The organism is Acetobacter papayae (assembly GCF_047721125.1).
In the GTDB taxonomy this organism is placed as follows: Bacteria; Pseudomonadota; Alphaproteobacteria; order Acetobacterales; family Acetobacteraceae; genus Acetobacter; species Acetobacter papayae.
On the sequence record NZ_JBDNWF010000016.1, the window covers coordinates 19,924 to 37,105 of the forward strand.

Sequence of the window (17,182 nt, forward strand, 5' to 3'; positions counted from 1 at the left end):
CGCCCTGTTGCCACGGCGGGAAAGCGAAAGTGGTATCAGACCAGTGCCTGCTTGAGAGCAGCCGTCAGTTCCTTGGTGCCAGCCTTGCCACCCAGATCACGCGTGCGCACGGAACCTTTGGTGATGACATTGGCAATGGCGCTGTCGATCCGGTCTGCCAGATCGCCACGGCCGACATGGCGCAGCATCATCACGGCGGCCAGCAGCAGGGCCAGCGGGTTGGCAACGCCCTTGCCTGCGATATCGGGGGCAGAGCCGTGCACGGCTTCAAAGACAGCAGCCTTTTCACCGATATTAGCACCCGGTGCCATACCCAGACCGCCGACCAGACCAGCCGTGAGGTCGGACAGGATATCGCCGAACAGGTTGGTGGTGACGATCACGTCAAACTGCCACGGGTTGATGACAAGCTGCATGGCGCAGGCATCGACAATCCGTTCGTTGAACTCGATGCGGCCCTTGTATTCTTCGGCCACCTTGCGGCCTTCTTCAAGGAACAGCCCGGTCAGCAGCTTGAGAATGTTTGCCTTGTGCACGATGGTAACCGTCTTGCGGTTGTTCTGCACGGCGTATTCAAAAGCGTATTTGACGATACGGCGGCATTCCGCGCGGGAGGTAAAGCCCGAGCTGAGGGCGATGCCCTTGGGGTCTTCACCCACCGGAATGTAGTGTTCCATCGCCGCGTAGTACCCTTCAAGGTTCTCGCGGAAGAGCACAAGATCGATATCTTCGAACTTGCCGCCGGGCACGATGGTCTTGGTGGGGCGCAGGTTGGCAAACAGCCCGAATTCCTGGCGCAGCGTCACGTTGATGGACTTGAAACCACCCCCGACCGGCGTGGTCAGCGGGCCTTTCAGGGCGAGGCCGGTGCGGCGGATGCTTTCGATCGTCTGCTTGGGCAGAGGATCGTTTACGGCGTCAACGCCAGCCATGCCGGCCAGTTGGGGATCCCATGCGAATGGGGCGTTAACCGCATCCAGAATCTCGATTACCGATTCAACAATTTCAGGGCCAATTCCATCGCCAGCGATAAGAGTGGCGGGAATGGTCTTGCTGTCTGCTGTCATTCTGAGAAGCTCCCTTTCACTTCGCTGCCTGTTCTGCGCCTCTTTCGCCGGTCAGGCGATTCCCATTTGCGTGACAATCCGCGTCGGGTTTCGTCTTCACGGGCAGTTGAGAGGCGCACAGGCGTTTTCTAGCCAGTTTTGCGCGTCCTGAGGCAGAAATGGTGCGATCTGCCCCAGAATTTGCGCATGATAGGCATTCAGTCGTGACGTATCTTCCGCACCCAGCAGGGCAGGGTCGATCAGGCGCGTGTCAAAGGGCGCCAGCGTCAGTGTTTCAAATTCCAAAAAGACACGTTCGGTTTGTACCCGTTGTGCGGGGCGTACCAGAACCAGTGTTTCAAGACGGATTCCATACGCACCCGGCAGGTAAAAGCCCGGCTCGTTCGACAGAACCATGCCCGCTTCCAGTGCAATGGCGGAAGGCGCCTTGGCAATCCGCGCAGGCCCTTCATGCACGGACAGGAAAGAGCCGACTCCATGCCCGGTGCCGTGGTCGTATTCCAGCCCGTCCTGCCACAGAGCGTAGCGGGCCAGCGCATCCAGCGCCGTGCCGGTGGTGCCTGCGGGAAAACGCGCATGGCCCAGTGTCAGGTTGCCTTTGAGCACACGGGTAAACGTGGCGCGCAGGGCATCGGGCGGTGTGCCCGGCCCGGTCCAGATTGTGCGGGTAATGTCGGTAGTGCCATCAGGATACTGGCCGCCGCTATCGCACAGATAGACTTCGTTTTCGCCCAGCCTGCGATCACTCTGCGGGGTTACCCGGTAGTGGATAATGGCCCCGTTAGGGCCGGAGCCGGAAATGGTGGGAAAAGATGCGCCCCGGTAAAGCGCATGCTCAGCCCGGAAGGCCTCCAGTCGGTCGGCGGCTTCAAGCTCCGTGCAGCCCTGTCCCTGCGTGTCGAGCCAGTGCAAGAAGCGGCATACGGCCACGCCGTCGCGCAGATGGGCCGCGCGCATACCAGCCTGCTCGGTAGCGTTCTTGCGGGCTTTTGGCAGCAGGCACGGGTCTGGCGTGGGGCACACGGTGGCCCCGGCATTTTCAAGAACCTGCGTGAACCAGACTGCATTAGAGGCCGGATCTACCCCGATGCGTGCGCCGCTCATGCGCCTCAGTACTGCCTGCATGTGTTCTGGCTCATGCAGGCGAATATCCGGCCCGAGCCATGTTTTTACATCTGCTGGTATTTTGGCTTGAGAGACAAACACATCGACCGTGGCATCCGCATGGACCATGGCAAATGCCAGCACGACAGGCGTGCAGGGAATATCCGCGCCACGGATGTTGAGCAGCCACGCAATGGAGGCGCTGTCGCTCAGGATGGCGGCGCTCTGCCCGAGCGTTTTCAGTTCTGCTGCAATGGTGGCCCGCTTGGTGGCGGATTCCTCGCCCGCATAGTCTAGCGGGTGGATAAAGGCTGGGGCCGTGGGCAGGGTGGGGCGGTCGGCCCACAGGCTGTCGATAAGGTTGTGGTCGGTTGGTACCAGCGTGATGTCCGGTATGGACAGGAACGGCCTGAGGGCCGACTGGCTCATTACCCGTGGGTCATAACCGATCCGGCTGCCCGGCGTTGCGGTGGTGGCCAGCCATGTGGCGGGCGGCGTGTTCAGGCTGTGCAGGCATGACCAGAGTACTGAATCAACCTCCTGCGCCATCTGGGTTGTGTAGCGGCCATCGGAAAAAACAGCGGCTTTGGTGGCCAGCACCACAGCGCTTCCCGCACTGCCGGTAAAGCCGGTCAGCCAGGCCAGACGTTCGGCGCAGGCCGGGGTGTATTCCCCTAGATATTCATCGCTATGGGGGACCAGAAGCCCATCCAGTCCGTTTTCTGTCAGCGCTGCGCGCAGGGCGGCAAGGCGGTGGGGAAAAGGATGGGCAGGAGCCATGCTTATTGTCCTTTGGCGCGAAGTGTCGGGCGGTTGGGCTTGCGGAGCACGAGCGTTGCCCAGTCGCCTTCGGTCAGAACCTGTTCAAGCACCAGCCCCTGCCGCCTGTGGGCAGACAGCACCATGCGGATTTGCGTGCGCAGAAGCCCTGCCAGAATGACAGTGCCGCCGGGGCTCAGGTTGCGCGCAAGGTCTTTGGCCATAAGGCAGAGCGGGCGGGCCAGAATATTGGCAAACACCAGATCATACGGAGCCGCACGGCGGATGGCAGGCGTGTTCCAGCCATTGCCCAGTCGGCAGGTGAGCAGGCGGCTTAGCTGATTACGCTGGGCGTTATGGGCTGAAACCCGCACCGACCACGGCTCGATATCCACGGCCAGAACCGGCCTGTGCAGCAGGGCCGCTGCTGCCATGGCCAGAATGCCGGTGCCGCAGCCCAGATCAAGAATGCGCCGGGGCGCACGGTGGGCGATCCGTTCCAGCGCACGCAGGCACCCACGGGTGGAGCCGTGCTCGCCCGAGCCGAACGCAACCCCGGCATCCAGGGTCAGGGCAATGCGTGTGCTATCAGCCTGTTCCGGCAGGTGCGTGCCACGAATGACGAAACGGCGACCGACTGCCTGCTCGGGAAAAGCTTCATACGTGCGGGCCAGCCAGCCTTCTGCCTCGGTGGGGCTACGCTCAAGCTCAGCATTTTCGCCGCTGGCGAGCTGCGCCAGAAGCAGGGCGGTGGTCAGTTCATCATCGCGGTGGCCATGGTCGCGCACGCCTTCAACCCGCCAGAGCGTGCCTTCCGGGTTGGCCTCGAAAATGCCGACCGTGGTGCACACACTGCCAATGGCGTTTTCAAAAAACGGCACGGCGGCTTCGGGTACGGTGACAGCAATCGTTTCCAGACTGGTGGCGTGGCGGCGGGTGGTGGGGGCCATTAGAGTTTCTCGATAAAGGAGGAAAGAAGTCGTTTGGTGCCAACGCCTTCGAACACGACCTCAACATGGTGTCGGTCAACGGCAATGACGGTGCCTTCCCCAAAGCGGGGGTGGCGCACCTGCTGGCCCAGCGAGAATGCGGGGGCCGTGGCTACAGGCCGGGTGGCGGGTGTTCTGCGCGGCGAGGACAGGCCGGGTGTGGCGTTGAGCGGCCCGGCGGCAAAAAGGGATTCGGTGCTGCGCAGGCCGTGCTGGCGCGTGCCGCCCTCGTTCTTGCGGGTAATATGCTCTTCAGGCAGTTCATCCAGAAAGCGGCTGGGCATGGAAGGCTGCCAGTTCGCGTATATCCGGCGGCTGCCTGCGTGGTAGATAAGGGCCAGCTTGCGCGCGCGCGTAATACCGACATAGGCAAGGCGGCGTTCTTCTTCCAGCCCTTTCAGCCCGCCTTCATCCAGCGTGCGCTGCGAGGGAAACACGCCTTCCTCCCAGCCGGGCAGGAACACGATATCGAATTCCAGCCCCTTGGCGCCGTGCAGGGTCATGATGGACAGGCGCGCTTCCTGCGCGTTTTCATCCTGTTCCATGACAAGGGCTACATGTTCGAGAAAATCCCCCAATGTCGGGAAATCGGCTAGTGCGCGCACCAGTTCCTTAAGGTTTTCCAGACGGCCCGGCGCCTCGGGCGAGCGGTCCTGCCGCCACATGTCCAGATAGCCGCTTTCTTCCAGCAGGTGTTCGGTGGCGACAACATGGCCTTCACGCGCGAGCAGTTCGCGCGTGGCTTCCAGCGTGGCCAGCAGGGTGCTGACCTGCTCTCCTAGCTTGCCTTTGAGCGTGCCGTTTTCGGTCAGAATACGTGCGGCGGCGGTCAGGGGTTGGTTGTGCTCGCGTGCGCTGGCATGGAGTTTCTGCAACGCCGCAGGGCCTACACCCCGTTTGGGCGTGTTGACGATTCTCTCAAACGCCAGATCATCCGCAGGCTGGTTGAGCACGCGCAGATAGGCGAGGGTGTCGCGTATTTCGGCCCGCTCATAAAAACGCACACCGCCAACAATACGGTAGGGCAGGCCGGTCTGTACCAGACGTTCTTCAAAAGCGCGGGTCTGGAAACCGGCGCGCACCAGAATGGCCATTTCCGTCAGTGAATGCCCCTGCCGGCGCAGGGATTCGGCGCGTTCGCATACGCTCCGGGCCTCAGCATCCGAATCCCATACGCCGATGACACGCACCTTCTCGCCTTCGGAATCCTCACGGCCAGAGCGCAGGGTCTTGCCCAAGCGTTCGCCATTATGGGCGATCAGTCCGGCGGCGGTTCCCAGAATATGCCGGGTGGAGCGGTAGTTACGCTCCAGCCTGACTACCTGCGCGCCGGGAAAATCCTTTTCAAACCGCAGGATGTTTTCAACCTCAGCCCCGCGCCATGAGTAGATCGACTGGTCGTCATCTCCCACGCAGCAGATATTGGCCGAACCGTCAGGCTGCTTGGCCAGCAGGCGCAGCCACAGATACTGGACGGTGTTGGTATCTTGGTATTCGTCCACCAGAATATAGCGGAACAGGCGGTGATACTGGGCTAAAATATCAGGGTGGGTGCGCAGGATTTCCGTTACATGCAGCATCAGATCGCCAAAATCGCAGGCGTTGAGCTGTATCAGGCGCTGCTGATAGGCCGTGTAAATGGCGCGAGCATGGCCGTTGGCAAAATCCGTGTCTTCCGCCGGGGTTACGCGCGCGGGTGTCAGGCCCCGATCCTTCCAGCGCTGGATCACGCCCAGTAGCCCCGGTGCCGGCCAGCGTTTGGTATCGATCCGCCATGGCTCCATGACCTGCTTGAGCAGGCGCAACTGGTCGTCCGTGTCCAGAATGGTGAAGCTGGATGTCAGGCCCGCCGTTTCCGCGTGGCGGCGCAGCATGCGTGCGCACAGGGCGTGGAAGGTACCCAGCCACAGCCCTTCCGCCGGGCTGCCCAGCAGGGTGCCCACGCGCTCGCGCATTTCCCGCGCGGCCTTGTTGGTAAAGGTTACCGCCAGAATCTGCCACGGCTTTGCCCGACCTGTTAGCAGGATATGGGCGAAGCGGGTTGTCAGGACACGGGTTTTGCCCGTGCCAGCCCCGGCCAGCACCAGCAGCGGGCCATCCGTTGTTTCAATGGCCGCACGCTGCTCGGGGTTGAGCCGTGCAAGATAGGACTCGCCCTCAGAGGGCAGGGACGCAAAAAGCGGTGAGGAAGGGGGTTCGGATGTCGTCACCAGACCCTTATATAATGATGTCGGGCATTAGGCCAATCGGAGCAGGATCATGGATAACGGGCCGCCGGATGAACAGGCTGAAAGACGGCGGAGTGGCAGGCTTACGGGGCAGGGGCGGAGCGGGAGCGTTTTTGACAGCACTGGCCCACAGGGGCACAGGCAGCGCATGCGCGAACGCGTACTGCGGCATGGTCCCGCCGGTCTGGCTGACTACGAAATTATTGAAATGCTGCTGTTTTCAGGTGTGCCACGGCGCGACACCAAGCCACTGGCCAAAGCGCTTATAAACCAGTTTGGCTCGTTATCCGCTGTGCTGGGGGCTCCACCGGAAGCCTTGCGGGCAGCCGGCGCGCCTGAGCGGGGTGCCGGGGTGTTCGGCTGTGTTGCGCAGCTTGCGGCTACAGCGCCGCGTGCGGCCGAAGCCGAGCGGCTGATGCTCGATAGCTGGGGCAGTATTTTTTTATACGCCAATTCCTGTCTGGCACTCAGTCCGCCGGGGCAGGTTCGGGCCCTGTTTCTGGATAGCCATAACAACCTTCTGGCCGATGAAGCTTTGCCGGGGCAGCCGTTTCAGGATGCTGCGGAGGCTGTGGCCACCCTTATGCGCCGGGCCGTGGCGCTGCATGCCTGCGCGGTGCTGACGGTGCATCTCGTGCGTGATGATACCCAGCTCGATCTGGCGCTGGCGCAGGCCAGACCGCTGGCGGTTGCCATAGGGCAGGCGGCTCCACGGCTTGCTTTAAGTGCGCATGGGCATCTGGCAGTGGGGCGCGCGCAGTGGCTGAGCTTCAGCTACGACGGGGATGAAGCGTGAACCGGCGTAAATCGGCCGATCCCGCACGGCGAAACCCCTCAGGCGAACTGGATGATGCCGCGTTCTTCCGTTTCGGGCACGGTGGGCCGCAAGGGGCGGAAATTTTCCCACCAAGAGAGCCGCTGCTGGCAGTTGGCGCGGATGAAGTGGGTCTGCTCGCACGTCTTGTTAGCCTCGCAGTGCCCCGGCTTGCAGGCCCCGAAGCCGTGGCCCAGCGCCTGCTGGCCGCACATGGCTCGTTGGCAGGCGTGTTCGCGGCGGCGGGTAGTGCGGGGGAGGCGTGGCAGCAATGGCCAGATGCGCTCAGGGTTATGCTGCTGGTTGTGCATGAAGCGCGCCGCAGGGTGCAGGAGGCCTCCTTGCGCGCCCAGCGCCTGTTAACCAGCGGGCCGCAGCTTCATGCCTATCTGCACACTGTCATGGCGCATGAGCGTGTGGAGCAGATTCGCGTGCTGTATGTGGATAAGGAGCACTATCTGCTCGAAGATGTTCTAATGGGGCAGGGCACGGTGGATCATGCGCCGGTTTACCCGCGCGAGGTCGTGCGGCGCGGGCTGGAGCTGGAGGCTGCCGGGCTGATTCTTGTGCATAACCACCCCAGCGGCAATCCGGCTCCGTCCGATTCCGATATTATCATGACGGGCCGTGTGATCGCCGCCGCCGCCGTATTCGACATGGCTGTCATTGACCATGTGATTGTTGGCGGCGGGCGGATATTCAGCCTCAAGGCGGAGGGGTTGCTGTAGCGCTCAGCTATCCTGCTCAGCCAGATCGGGAGCAGCGCAGCGTGTGGCCAGAGACCCAAGCGCCGCACGGATTCCGAATTCACCGGGCAGGCTACCGAACGGAAAGAGCAGGTTCACATGGCCCATCTTGCGGCCGGGCAGGGCCTGTTCCTTACCGTACAGATGGGGGATATGGCCCGGTGTCGCTACGATATCAGGCCACAGTGCCATGTCTTCCGGCCCGACGAGGTTTTTCATCACCGCGTCGGAATGGCGCACGGCCGGGGGTAGGGGCAGGCCCGCCACAGCGCGGATATGCAGGTCAAACTGGTCCTGCGGGCAGGCATCCATCGTCCAGTGGCCCGAATTATGCGGGCGGGGCGCGATTTCATTGACCAGCAACGTGCCAGAGCGTGAGAGAAACATCTCCACACCCATGATCCCGACCAGGTCGAGGGCTTGGGCGATATTTGTCGCCAGAGTCTGGGCATCCTGAGCGATGGCATCCATCACCGGGGCGGGAGCCAGCGTTAGGTCCAGAATACCCTGCCAGTGCTTGTTCTGCACCGTATCGAAACAGCGGATGGTGCCATCCGTGCCGCGTGCGACCATCACACTGAGTTCGCTGGCGAAATCCACCATACCTTCGGCCACCAGCGGGTGCGGGGCCAGCGTATCGAAGGCGTTGTCCAGTTCCGCCGCGTCATGCACGCGAATCTGGCCCTTGCCGTCATAGCCATTACGGGTGGTTTTGAGAATGAGTGGCAGGCCGAGGCTTTTGGCCGCGTCATGCAGGTCAGCCCGGTTGAGCACGGCATGCCACGGGGCGAGGGGAATACCCGCCTCGGACAGGAAGGTTTTTTCTGCCAGCCGATCCTGACTGATACGCAGGATATGCCCCGAGGGACGCACCGGGCAATGGCGGGAGAGATGGTCCAGCGCATCTGCACTGATGTTTTCGAACTCGAAAGTGACAACATCCACCGCGCGGGCGAAGGCCTCCAGTGCCGCAGGGTCATCATAGGCGCCGAGGGTTATGGCGTCGGCCACCTGAGCCGCGGGGCCGCTGGCATCCTGTGTCAGAATATGGGTGCGGTAGCCTAGTTGGGCTGCGGCAATGGCCGACATGCGGCCAAGCTGCCCACCGCCGACAATACCAATGACTGCGTTGGGGGGCAGGGCGGCTGTGTCGTTCATGGCAGTTCGGTCATGGGGGTGTTGGGAACAGAGGCGGTCTGCAAGGCGCGCCATGCTTCCAGCCGGGCCGCGAGGGCCGCGTCTTGCACGGCTAGAATGGAGGCGGCCAGCAGGCCCGCATTCTTGGCCCCTGGCGCGCCAATGGCCAGCGTGCCCACGGGCACGCCACCGGGCATCTGAACGATGGAGAGCAGACTGTCCATGCCTTTGAGCGCACGGGATTCCACCGGCACGCCCAGCACGGGCAGGCGGGTCCATGCCGCACACATGCCCGGCAGGTGGGCTGCCCCGCCCGCACCGGCGATAATGACATGCAGGCCGCGATCCGCCGCCGTGCGGGCATAATCCGCCAGCCTGTCTGGCGTGCGGTGCGCGGAGACGATGTTCACCTCATGCGGGATGGCCAGTTCGTTCAGGATTGCATCCGCATGGCGCATGGTCTCCCAGTCGGACTGGCTGCCCATAATAATGCCGACACGCACCTTGGCGCCATCTGCCATGATGGTGCTGGTCTGTTCGGATGCGGAACGGGTATCCGTCTCGTTATCGTACGGGGCGTCGGGTGGGAACTGGTCTTGCGTGCTCACGGGGGCGGTCTATCCACTTGGTCTGGCCAGATGCGCGGGCCACGCGTTCAGGCCGGTTGGCAAGGAGGTTGGCAAAAGGCCGGCAGGCCGGTTGAAAAAGGTCAGGCAATATTGTCCGGGATCAGCCTGCTTTCAAGCCTTGTGATAAGGTCCTTGAGCTGAAGCTTCCGTTTTTTGAGGCGCTGGAGGTAAAGCTGGTCGATAAAAGCCGTTTCGGATGTCATGCGGTTGATGACGGTATCGAGGTCGCGGTGTTCGCTGCGGAGTTCATGAAGCTGGCCAAGCACTGAATCACGGTCATGCAGCATTCTGTTACTCTCCTTACACCAAGGTAGGAACCTGCGTAGCATCGGGGCCTTGCCCGCGCACGTATTTCCAGCAGTGTTGACCAACCCGGCGCATCAGGCCAGCCCACAGATACAAAAAAGTTCCATGAACCCAGCGCATGACATCATGTCGTGAATAATGAAATTAGCATGAAATTAACGGCCGACAGTACGTTACCGTTGTCAGGTCCACAACCGAATGGAGGCCGCCATGACGCGCCTTACAAGGATTGAAAGTCTCAAGACCCGCCATTTCCGTGTTGACCAGCAGATTGTCAACGAAGGTGGAAGACCCAGACCGGACGAGCGCGTGCTCATGTGCCTGAAGTTGCAGAAGCTGCGACTCAAGGAAGAAATAGAGAAGCTCGCGACATAACCATACCCCCGGCGCACAGGCGCCGGGGGTGGGTGGCGTTATTCTTCTGAAAAATTGAAATCGCCAGCTTCAAGGGTGGGGGTAGGAATTTCCGCCCCTTCCCGCTCAAGCCGGGTATTCGCTTCCGAAATGGCGGCGTTCAGGTCTGTCTGGCTGCACAGGCCAACCGTCACCGGGTCGCGCGGCTTGATGTTGGGCGTGTTCCAGTGCTGCTTGTCACGCACCTTGGCAATGGTGTCCTTGGTGGTGCCCAGCAGTTTGACAATCTGCACATCATTGAGCTGCGGGTAGTTGCGCAGCAGAAAGGCAATGCCATCCGGCCGGTCATGGCGCTTGGCGATAGGCGTGTAACGCGCGCCCTTGGAGCGGCGGCGCACCGGATTATTGACCGTCAGAATCTTCAGCCGTGCCGTGGTCGAGGCCTCGCAGCGGCGGATTTCCTCGGCTGTTACCTGATGGTTGGCAATCGGGTCGTAACCGACAATCCCCTGAGCGACCTCACCATCCGCGATAGCCTGCACTTCCAGCGGGTGCATGCCGCAGAATGCAGCGATCTGCTCAAAGCTGAGGGCGGTTTTTTCAATCAGCCACACGGCGGTCGCCTTGGGCATAAGCGGTAAGGTTGTCATGGCTTCCATCCTGTCATTCGGGCCGCGTTACGCAGGCACCCGTAAGTTGACGGCCTGGAAGAGTCGTGGCTTCCCAAACCCTGCGTGCCTGCCGACGCGCATATGGGGCACGATATGGCGGGAGCAACCCACGCAGGTCAAGCCGCAAATGCACAACAGGCAAGGGGAACACCCGTGTTTTCCCCTTTTTGTGCCCGACAGGCAGGCCGGAAGGCCGTTTGGAGAGGCCGCGTGTTACGGCGGCTCTCCTCAGGCCCTTTACCTGCCTGTGGTTCAGGCAGCGCTTGCCACGGGGGGTGTCTCTTCCGGCGCGTTGGTCTGTCCGGCTTCAGCCGAGCGGTTGTGGAGCTGTACCGCGCCGCTTTCGGCACTGCGTACTGGAATACGGCGTGGCTTGAGCGCTTCGGGCACGATCTGGCGTACCGTGATACGCAAAAGCCCGTTATGCATGTCGGCCCCCGTAACTTCCACATGGTCCGCCAAAGCAAAGCGGCGCTCGAACGCCCGGCGGGCAATGCCACGGTGCAGCACTTCGCCTTCCGCCGTTGGTGCGCCAACACGGCCCGATACAACCAGCGTGCTATCTTGCACAATCAGTTCAATATCTTCAGGGCCAAAACCGGCCACGGCCATGGTCAGGGCGTAGCTGTCACTGCCTGTCTTGGCGATATCGTAAGGCGGGTAGCTGGGGGCGCCATTGGCGCGTGCAGCGCTATCCATCACCTGCGCCAAGCGGTCAAAACCAATGGCTGTGCGAAAAAGGGGGGAGAAATCGTATGTCATGATCAGGGAACCTTCTCTGTTGGCAAGGTCCTGTCGTGCTGGCCCGGGCCCCGTTATGGCGACCCCGCCCGACAGTCTGTGCGGCAAACCCCGGTTTGCGGGCATCTGCCACCCCTGAACGTGGAAAACCCCACCCCCTTTTTCAAGGGGATGGGGTTCACATTCGTTCGTCCCGAAAAGGCTCGCGCCAGCCAGCCGGACCCTACATGGCCCGGCCGGGGCAGAATCAGCCCTTCGTGCGCGTGCCGATACCGGCAAAGCGCTTGTTGAACTTGGCCACCTGGCCTCCCGTGTCGAGCATACGCTGCACGCCGGTCCATGCGGGATGGGACTTGGTGTCCACGTCCAGACGCAGGGTATCGCCGGGTTTGCCGTAGCAGGAGTGCGTCGTGTATTCGGTGCCGTCGGTCATGACAACGGTGATTTCGTGATAGTCGGGGTGAATGCCGGGCTTCATGGCTGTCAATCTTTCTCTGTCACAGGATGGCCCGATGCCGACCGGGCTTTTGTGGGCAGCATATAGCGATCCATGGAGATCGGATCAACACTTCATTTCCTATGTGTGTTTTATGCTCGATCAGGCCCGAATGCCTACGGTTGCTGGTGCTTTTTGCTGCTCCCGTGCGTTCTGAGGCTGTGACAGATCGGCAATTGGCGCCATACTCAGGCGCTATATTCCAGATAACAAAGAGGAACATCAAAATGGCCGAGCAGGGTTTTCCCCTTCATACTCCTGGCTGGGTAGCGGAATTCCGCGCCTTTATTATGCGTGGCAACGTGGTTGATCTGGCGGTTGGTGTGATCGTCGGTGCGGCGTTCACCTCCATCGTCAACAGTCTGGTCAAGGACGTTTTTAACCCGCTGCTGGGGCTGCTGATCGGGGGGATCGATTTTTCCAACCTGTTCATCACCCTCAAGGGGCCGCATCTGGCGACACTGGCTGAAGCCCAGAAGGCCGGGGCTGTCACCATGAACATTGGCCTGTTCCTGAATGCGGTCATCCAGTTCGTTATTGTCGCACTGGTGATCTTCTGGGTTGTGAAGGCGCTTACCCGCCTGCATGTCCGTGAAGACGAACAGCCCAAGGCACCGCCCGCGCCCACCCGCACGGAGGAACTGCTGGAGCAGATCCGTGATGAACTGGCCGCCAAGGCTCCACCCGCAGCCTGAGCATGCACGCTCTGTCCATGTGGCGTGGAATGTGGAATAGAATGCCGGTCATGAGTCGTCCGGCATTCCTTTTTTTATCCGCTTTACGCACGAAGTCGCAGGATAGGCGCTCTGTCCGTCTGGCGGGTATGGGCGTGCGGGCTGTTGCCCTGCTCGGTTTGCTGGCGGGGTGCCAGTCCCATAGTGGCGGGCTGGTTGTCCGCCCAACCCCCAAGACCGTCCTTTATAGCTACGTCATTGCCAATGGCATGGCGCGTGGGCGGTTGATGTCAGACCGGGTTACGGTTGGGGAATATATGCGTATTCTCCAGTCGGACAGGGAGGCCCTGACAGCCATTATGCAGCTGCGCGACAGGCCGAGTAATGAAAACCTGAACAAGGCAGGGCAAAGGGTTGAGGACTTCATTAGCCTCATTAACAGCCCGCCAGCGGTCGTAACGCCCGACAATATTCAGGCATCAGCCCCACCGGAGCCGGGGCCGGTCATGCGGATCGTGCATTAGGGCCGTATAATCAGAGAGAGGCAGGGTGCTAGTGGCACCCTAAAAAAGCCCTGCCGGGGCGGGAGTTTTTCCCAGCCCGGCAGAGCTTTTTTTTCAGGAGGCGGTGGCCGTTCCTGTTTTTGTTTTAGCGCCGCGCTTGAGGCGGCCTTCCCCCATGAACAGCAGCAGTGGTGCTGCAATGAAGATGGAGGAAGAAGTGCCCACCACAATGCCGAACAGCATGGTCCATGCAAAACCCGACAGTGTGGCGCCGCCCCACAGGGCCAGCGGCAGGGCTGCCAGAAACACCGTGGAAGATGTGCCCAGCGTGCGGTTGAGCGTTTCGTTGATGGAGAGGTTAATGAGTTCCATCAGCGGCATGGTGCGGTATTTGCGCAGGTTTTCACGCACGCGGTCATACACCACCACTTTGTCGTTAGTGGAATAGCCCAGAATGGTCAGGATAGCCGCAACCATGACCAGATCGAACTCAAAGCCGGTCAGCACCAGAAAGCCAACGGTCTTTGTCAGGTCAAGGATCAGGGTCACCACGGCGCTGAGTGCGAACTCCCATTCGAAGCGCACCCAGATGTAACCCAGAATCATCGCCAGACTGATGCCCAGCGCAAGCATGCCGTTGCGGAACAGCTCGGCTGAAACCGAGGCCCCAACCGCATCGGCGCGCAGGATGGTGGTGCCGGGCAGGGCATCGGCCACGGTATGGCGCACGGTGTCCACAAGGGTCTGCGTTTCCTTGCCGCTTCCCGCATCCAGCCGGATCAGGACATCATCGGGTGCGCCAAAGGACTGGATGGAGGCATGCGGTAGGCCATGGGCAGCCAGTGCCGCGCGCAGGGTGCCGAAATCAGCCGGGGCAGGGGTTTTGGCTTCCACCACAATCCCGCCCTTGAAATCCAGCCCCAGCGTCAGGCCAGGGTGGATGAACAGGATAAGGGAGGCCAGTGACAGCACGGCCGAAACCAGCAGGCCCATATAGCGGCCCCGCATGAAGTTAATGTGCGTATCCTTGCGGACAAAGCGCAGAAGAGGACGTCCAAGCATATGCGCCTCGTTTCAGACGGGCAGGCTGGCGGGGCGGGTGAGCGCGTACCAGCGGGCCATGAGCATGCGGGAGAGCAGAAGGGTCGTGAACAGGGTTGTCACGATACCGATGGTGATGGTGAGCGCGAAGCCACGCACCGGGCCAGTGCCGAATACGAACAGCATGACATGGGCCAGCAGGGCGGTTGCGTTACTGTCCACAATAGTGGAGGTGGCGCGCTCAAACCCAGCCTGCATGGCAGCCAGCGGTGTGCGGCCACGGGCCACTTCCTCACGGATACGCTCATTGATGAGGATATTGGCATCCACCGCCATACCCAGTGTCAGCAGCATACCCGCCATGCCCGGCAGGGTCAGCGTGGCTTCAAACAGCGAGAGGATGGCGGCCATCAGCACCAGATTGGCCAGCAGCGCGATATCCGCGTACCAGCCGAATCGGCCATAGAACAGCACCATGAACACCACCACCAGAGCAAAGCCAACGCCAAGGCTGATCATGCCTGCGCGGATGGAATCCGCCCCCAGAGAGGGGCCGATGCTGCGCTGTTCCACCACAGCCAGTGGGGCGGGCAGCGCGCCCGCGCGCAGCATAAGGGCGAGGTCAGTGGCCTTCTGGGCGGTAAAGCCACCGGTAATCTGGCCTTCTCCCCCGGTAATGGGGGTGCGGATAACCGGCGCTTCAATAATCTTGTTATCCAGCACAATGGCAAAGCGCTGGCCGACATTGGCCTGCGTCACGCTGGAAAAGGAGCGCGTGCCAACCGAATCAAAGGTGAAGCTGACAGCCCATTCGCCGGTTTTCTGGTCGAGTGTGGCCCCGGCATTCGTCAGGTCGGCACCGTCTACATCCACATGGTCGTAAACAGGTAGGGCAGGGCCGTCGGCCGGGTTGGCCATGGGCAGCAGGCTGACACCCGTAGGCGGATAGGTGGCGTGGAGCGGGTTGGAATCGACCAGCCGGAAGCTCATCTTGGCTGTGGTGCCCAGCAGCGCCTTGATTCGCTCGGGATCGCTGATACCGGGGAGTTCTACCACGATACGGTCATCACCCTGCCGGGTAATTTCCGGGTCGATAGCGCCCGTGCCGTCAATACGGCGGCGCACGATTTCGATCGACTGCGTAACAGCCTCACGCGCATGGGCCGCAATGGATTCGGGCGAGAGGGTCAGGGCAATGCGCCCATCCTCAAGCTTCGTGACCGTGAATTCCCCCGCGGAAAGGCGCGGCAGGGCATCGAGTGCCGTCAGGCCTGCCTGTGCCTCATCCGGTGTGCGGGGCAGGTAGGACACAACGGCCTTATCCGCATCAATACGGAAGTCCTGATAGCCCAGATGGTTCTTGAGCAGGGCTTCACGCATGTTTTCCGAAAGGGTCTGCAACCTGTCATGGGTCAGGCTGGGCAGGTCCACCTGCATGAGCAGGTATGAACCGCCGCGCAGATCCAGCCCCAGATGGATCTGCCTCCACGGAATGGAAAGGGCGGGCTTGCGTATGCCGTTGGGCAGGCACAACAGCAGGCCCAAAAGGCACACGCCCAGTACCGAGGCCAGTTTGAGGCGGCTGTAATACATTCTTACCTGATCGTTTGCAGTTCTGTTGCCCGGAACATGCCGGTCAAGTGCGCGCGATGCAACCGTTGTGCGCGTATTGTGCGTGGGAGACGGGCGCGCAGGGGGCTCTGGCGGGGGTTTGTGGCAGGGGCGGTACGGCGCGATATGGCCGGTGGTTTGCATTCAGGGGCAGGACTGCTACCCCTGCTGGAACCGGCGTTACGGGCCGGGTTGTTTGCGGGGAGTGGACGGCATGGCCGGAGTTTTGCGCGTAGGGGTTATCGGTGCCGGGCATTTCGGGCGCTATCACGCTTTGAAAATCCGCGATGTGCCGAACGAGACACTGTCTGGCCTGTTCGACCCCGATAGCGCGCGTGCAGCGGAAGTTGCGCGTGAGGCCGGGTGCCCCGTAATGGAGGATGTGGACGCGCTGCTGGCGGTATCAGACGCGGTGGTGGTGGCAGCTCCTGCCGAGTTTCATTTCGAGCTTGCAGTCAGGGCCTTGCGGGCCGGGCGGCATGTGCTGGTGGAAAAACCCGTGGCCGCCACGCTGGAGCAGGCGGATTTTCTTGTTACCCTCGCGCGTGAGAGCGGGCTTGTCTGTCAGGTCGGGCACCTGCTGCGCTATTCCGCCGAGCATGCGGCCATTACCCAGCGCATGTCGCGCCCGCTCTATATCGAGGCAACGCGCATTGCGCCGTACAAGCCCCGCGGTACGGATGTCTCGGTTATTCTGGATCTGATGATCCATGATCTGGATCTGGTTCTGGCCATTGTGGACAGCCCCATAGCGCAGGTGGATGCGCTGGGGGCGGCGGTCAGCTCCGCGCATGAGGATATCGCTAATGCTCGCGTGCGGTTTGAGAACGGCTGCGTTGCCACCATTACCGCCAGCCGCATTTCGCTCAAGACCGAGCGGCGCATGCGCCTGTTTTCGCAGGAAGGCTATCTGTCGGCCGATTTCATGAAGCGTGAACTGACTCTGATCGGGCGCGAGCGCGGCCTGCCCTTGCCGGGCACCAACGGATTCCGGCGTGAGCATATTACATGGCGCGAACAGGATTCGCTTTTTGCCGAGCATCAGGCCTTTGTCGCCTCCTGCCTTGAGGGCGCCCCTGTGGTGGTGGATGCCATGGCGGGGCGGCGGGCGCTGGCGGCGGCACTGGCGGTGGCGCAGAGCATTACCGACTCCCGCGAGCGGATGGAACTGTCCGGGCTTATCGGTGCGGGCTGAAAAACCAGAGAAAACAGGTAGTTTCACGAAATCAAGTATTTTTTTGGAGATTTGAGGATAAATTTCACTAGATATGGTGTGTCAGATGGAGCAGAAACACGACATATGGTGTGACCC

At 61.5% G+C, this 17,182-nt stretch carries 18 protein-coding genes; 6 read left to right on the forward strand and 12 right to left on the reverse strand.

From position 1 onward, the window contains the following. Positions 1-35: 35 nt before the first annotated feature. The 4 genes from ABF757_RS06775 to ABF757_RS06790 all read right to left on the reverse strand — a co-directional run bounded on the left by ABF757_RS06775 (position 36) and on the right by ABF757_RS06790 (position 6,132). A complete protein-coding gene (locus ABF757_RS06775; RefSeq protein WP_415481487.1) occupies positions 36-1,067 on the reverse strand; it encodes an isocitrate/isopropylmalate dehydrogenase family protein in 1,032 nt (343 codons plus the stop codon). 96 nt (positions 1,068-1,163) lie between these two features. Beyond that, positions 1,164-2,951, reverse strand: a complete 1,788-nt coding sequence (locus tag ABF757_RS06780) for an aminopeptidase P family protein (RefSeq protein ID WP_415481488.1) — start codon at positions 2,949-2,951, stop codon at positions 1,164-1,166. Positions 2,952-2,953: 2 nt separating this feature from the next. After that, entirely contained in the window at positions 2,954-3,880 is a 927-nt protein-coding gene (locus tag ABF757_RS06785) for a 50S ribosomal protein L11 methyltransferase (RefSeq protein WP_025860386.1), read from the reverse strand. Then, positions 3,880-6,132, reverse strand: a complete 2,253-nt coding sequence (locus ABF757_RS06790) for an ATP-dependent helicase (protein ID WP_415481505.1) — start codon at positions 6,130-6,132, stop codon at positions 3,880-3,882. The genes ABF757_RS06785 and ABF757_RS06790 overlap by 1 nt, the downstream gene beginning before the upstream one ends. Positions 6,133-6,178: 46 nt before the next feature. Between ABF757_RS06790 and ABF757_RS06795 the strand changes: the two genes are divergently transcribed. After that, entirely contained in the window at positions 6,179-6,943 is a 765-nt protein-coding gene (locus ABF757_RS06795) for a UPF0758 domain-containing protein (protein WP_415481489.1), read from the forward strand. After that, positions 6,940-7,689, forward strand: coding sequence for a JAB domain-containing protein (locus ABF757_RS06800; protein WP_415481490.1), 750 nt, complete (start codon positions 6,940-6,942; stop codon positions 7,687-7,689). The genes ABF757_RS06795 and ABF757_RS06800 overlap by 4 nt, the downstream gene beginning before the upstream one ends. Before the next feature lie 3 nt (positions 7,690-7,692). Here the strand turns inward: ABF757_RS06800 and ABF757_RS06805 are convergent, their stop codons facing one another. The 3 genes from ABF757_RS06805 to ABF757_RS06815 form a co-directional block, all read right to left on the reverse strand. Further along, a complete protein-coding gene (locus tag ABF757_RS06805; protein WP_415481491.1) occupies positions 7,693-8,865 on the reverse strand; it encodes a 5-(carboxyamino)imidazole ribonucleotide synthase in 1,173 nt (390 codons plus the stop codon). Next, complete coding sequence (gene purE / locus ABF757_RS06810; protein WP_415481507.1) at positions 8,862-9,365, reverse strand: 5-(carboxyamino)imidazole ribonucleotide mutase; 504 nt, start codon at positions 9,363-9,365, stop codon at positions 8,862-8,864. The genes ABF757_RS06805 and purE overlap by 4 nt, the downstream gene beginning before the upstream one ends. Positions 9,366-9,553: 188 nt before the next feature. Next, complete coding sequence (locus tag ABF757_RS06815) at positions 9,554-9,760, reverse strand: YdcH family protein (protein WP_025861131.1); 207 nt, start codon at positions 9,758-9,760, stop codon at positions 9,554-9,556. 229 nt (positions 9,761-9,989) lie between these two features. Between ABF757_RS06815 and ABF757_RS06820 the strand changes: the two genes are divergently transcribed. Then, positions 9,990-10,154, forward strand: coding sequence for a YdcH family protein (locus tag ABF757_RS06820; protein WP_081773558.1), 165 nt, complete (start codon positions 9,990-9,992; stop codon positions 10,152-10,154). A gap of 38 nt (positions 10,155-10,192) precedes the next feature. Here ABF757_RS06820 and ABF757_RS06825 read toward each other — a convergent pair whose 3' ends face one another. The 3 genes from ABF757_RS06825 to rpmE all read right to left on the reverse strand — a co-directional run bounded on the left by ABF757_RS06825 (position 10,193) and on the right by rpmE (position 12,023). After that, positions 10,193-10,783, reverse strand: coding sequence for a DUF1013 domain-containing protein (locus tag ABF757_RS06825; protein ID WP_025861130.1), 591 nt, complete (start codon positions 10,781-10,783; stop codon positions 10,193-10,195). 273 nt (positions 10,784-11,056) lie between these two features. After that, complete coding sequence (locus ABF757_RS06830) at positions 11,057-11,566, reverse strand: Hsp20 family protein (protein WP_415481492.1); 510 nt, start codon at positions 11,564-11,566, stop codon at positions 11,057-11,059. A gap of 226 nt (positions 11,567-11,792) precedes the next feature. Continuing rightward, entirely contained in the window at positions 11,793-12,023 is a 231-nt protein-coding gene (gene rpmE / locus ABF757_RS06835; protein ID WP_025861127.1) for a 50S ribosomal protein L31, read from the reverse strand. Between the two features lie 245 nt (positions 12,024-12,268). Between rpmE and mscL the strand changes: the two genes are divergently transcribed. Continuing rightward, on the forward strand, positions 12,269-12,736 hold the full coding sequence (gene mscL / locus ABF757_RS06840; protein ID WP_025861126.1) for a large conductance mechanosensitive channel protein MscL: 468 nt from the start codon (positions 12,269-12,271) through the stop codon (positions 12,734-12,736). Between the two features lie 50 nt (positions 12,737-12,786). Beyond that, entirely contained in the window at positions 12,787-13,239 is a 453-nt protein-coding gene (locus ABF757_RS06845; RefSeq protein ID WP_415481493.1) for a hypothetical protein, read from the forward strand. Positions 13,240-13,332: 93 nt separating this feature from the next. On the opposite strand, the gene secF is transcribed toward ABF757_RS06845, so the two are convergent. Both secF and secD read right to left on the reverse strand, forming a co-directional pair. Further along, positions 13,333-14,280, reverse strand: coding sequence for a protein translocase subunit SecF (secF, locus tag ABF757_RS06850; protein ID WP_415481494.1), 948 nt, complete (start codon positions 14,278-14,280; stop codon positions 13,333-13,335). Positions 14,281-14,292: 12 nt separating this feature from the next. Next, on the reverse strand, positions 14,293-15,852 hold the full coding sequence (secD, locus tag ABF757_RS06855; RefSeq protein ID WP_025861123.1) for a protein translocase subunit SecD: 1,560 nt from the start codon (positions 15,850-15,852) through the stop codon (positions 14,293-14,295). A 232-nt stretch (positions 15,853-16,084) separates the two neighbouring features. Between secD and ABF757_RS06860 the strand changes: the two genes are divergently transcribed. Next, the gene (locus tag ABF757_RS06860) at positions 16,085-17,065 is read left to right on the forward strand and encodes a Gfo/Idh/MocA family protein (protein ID WP_415481495.1); all 981 of its coding nucleotides are present in this window, start codon (positions 16,085-16,087) and stop codon (positions 17,063-17,065) included. Positions 17,066-17,182 lie beyond the last annotated feature (117 nt).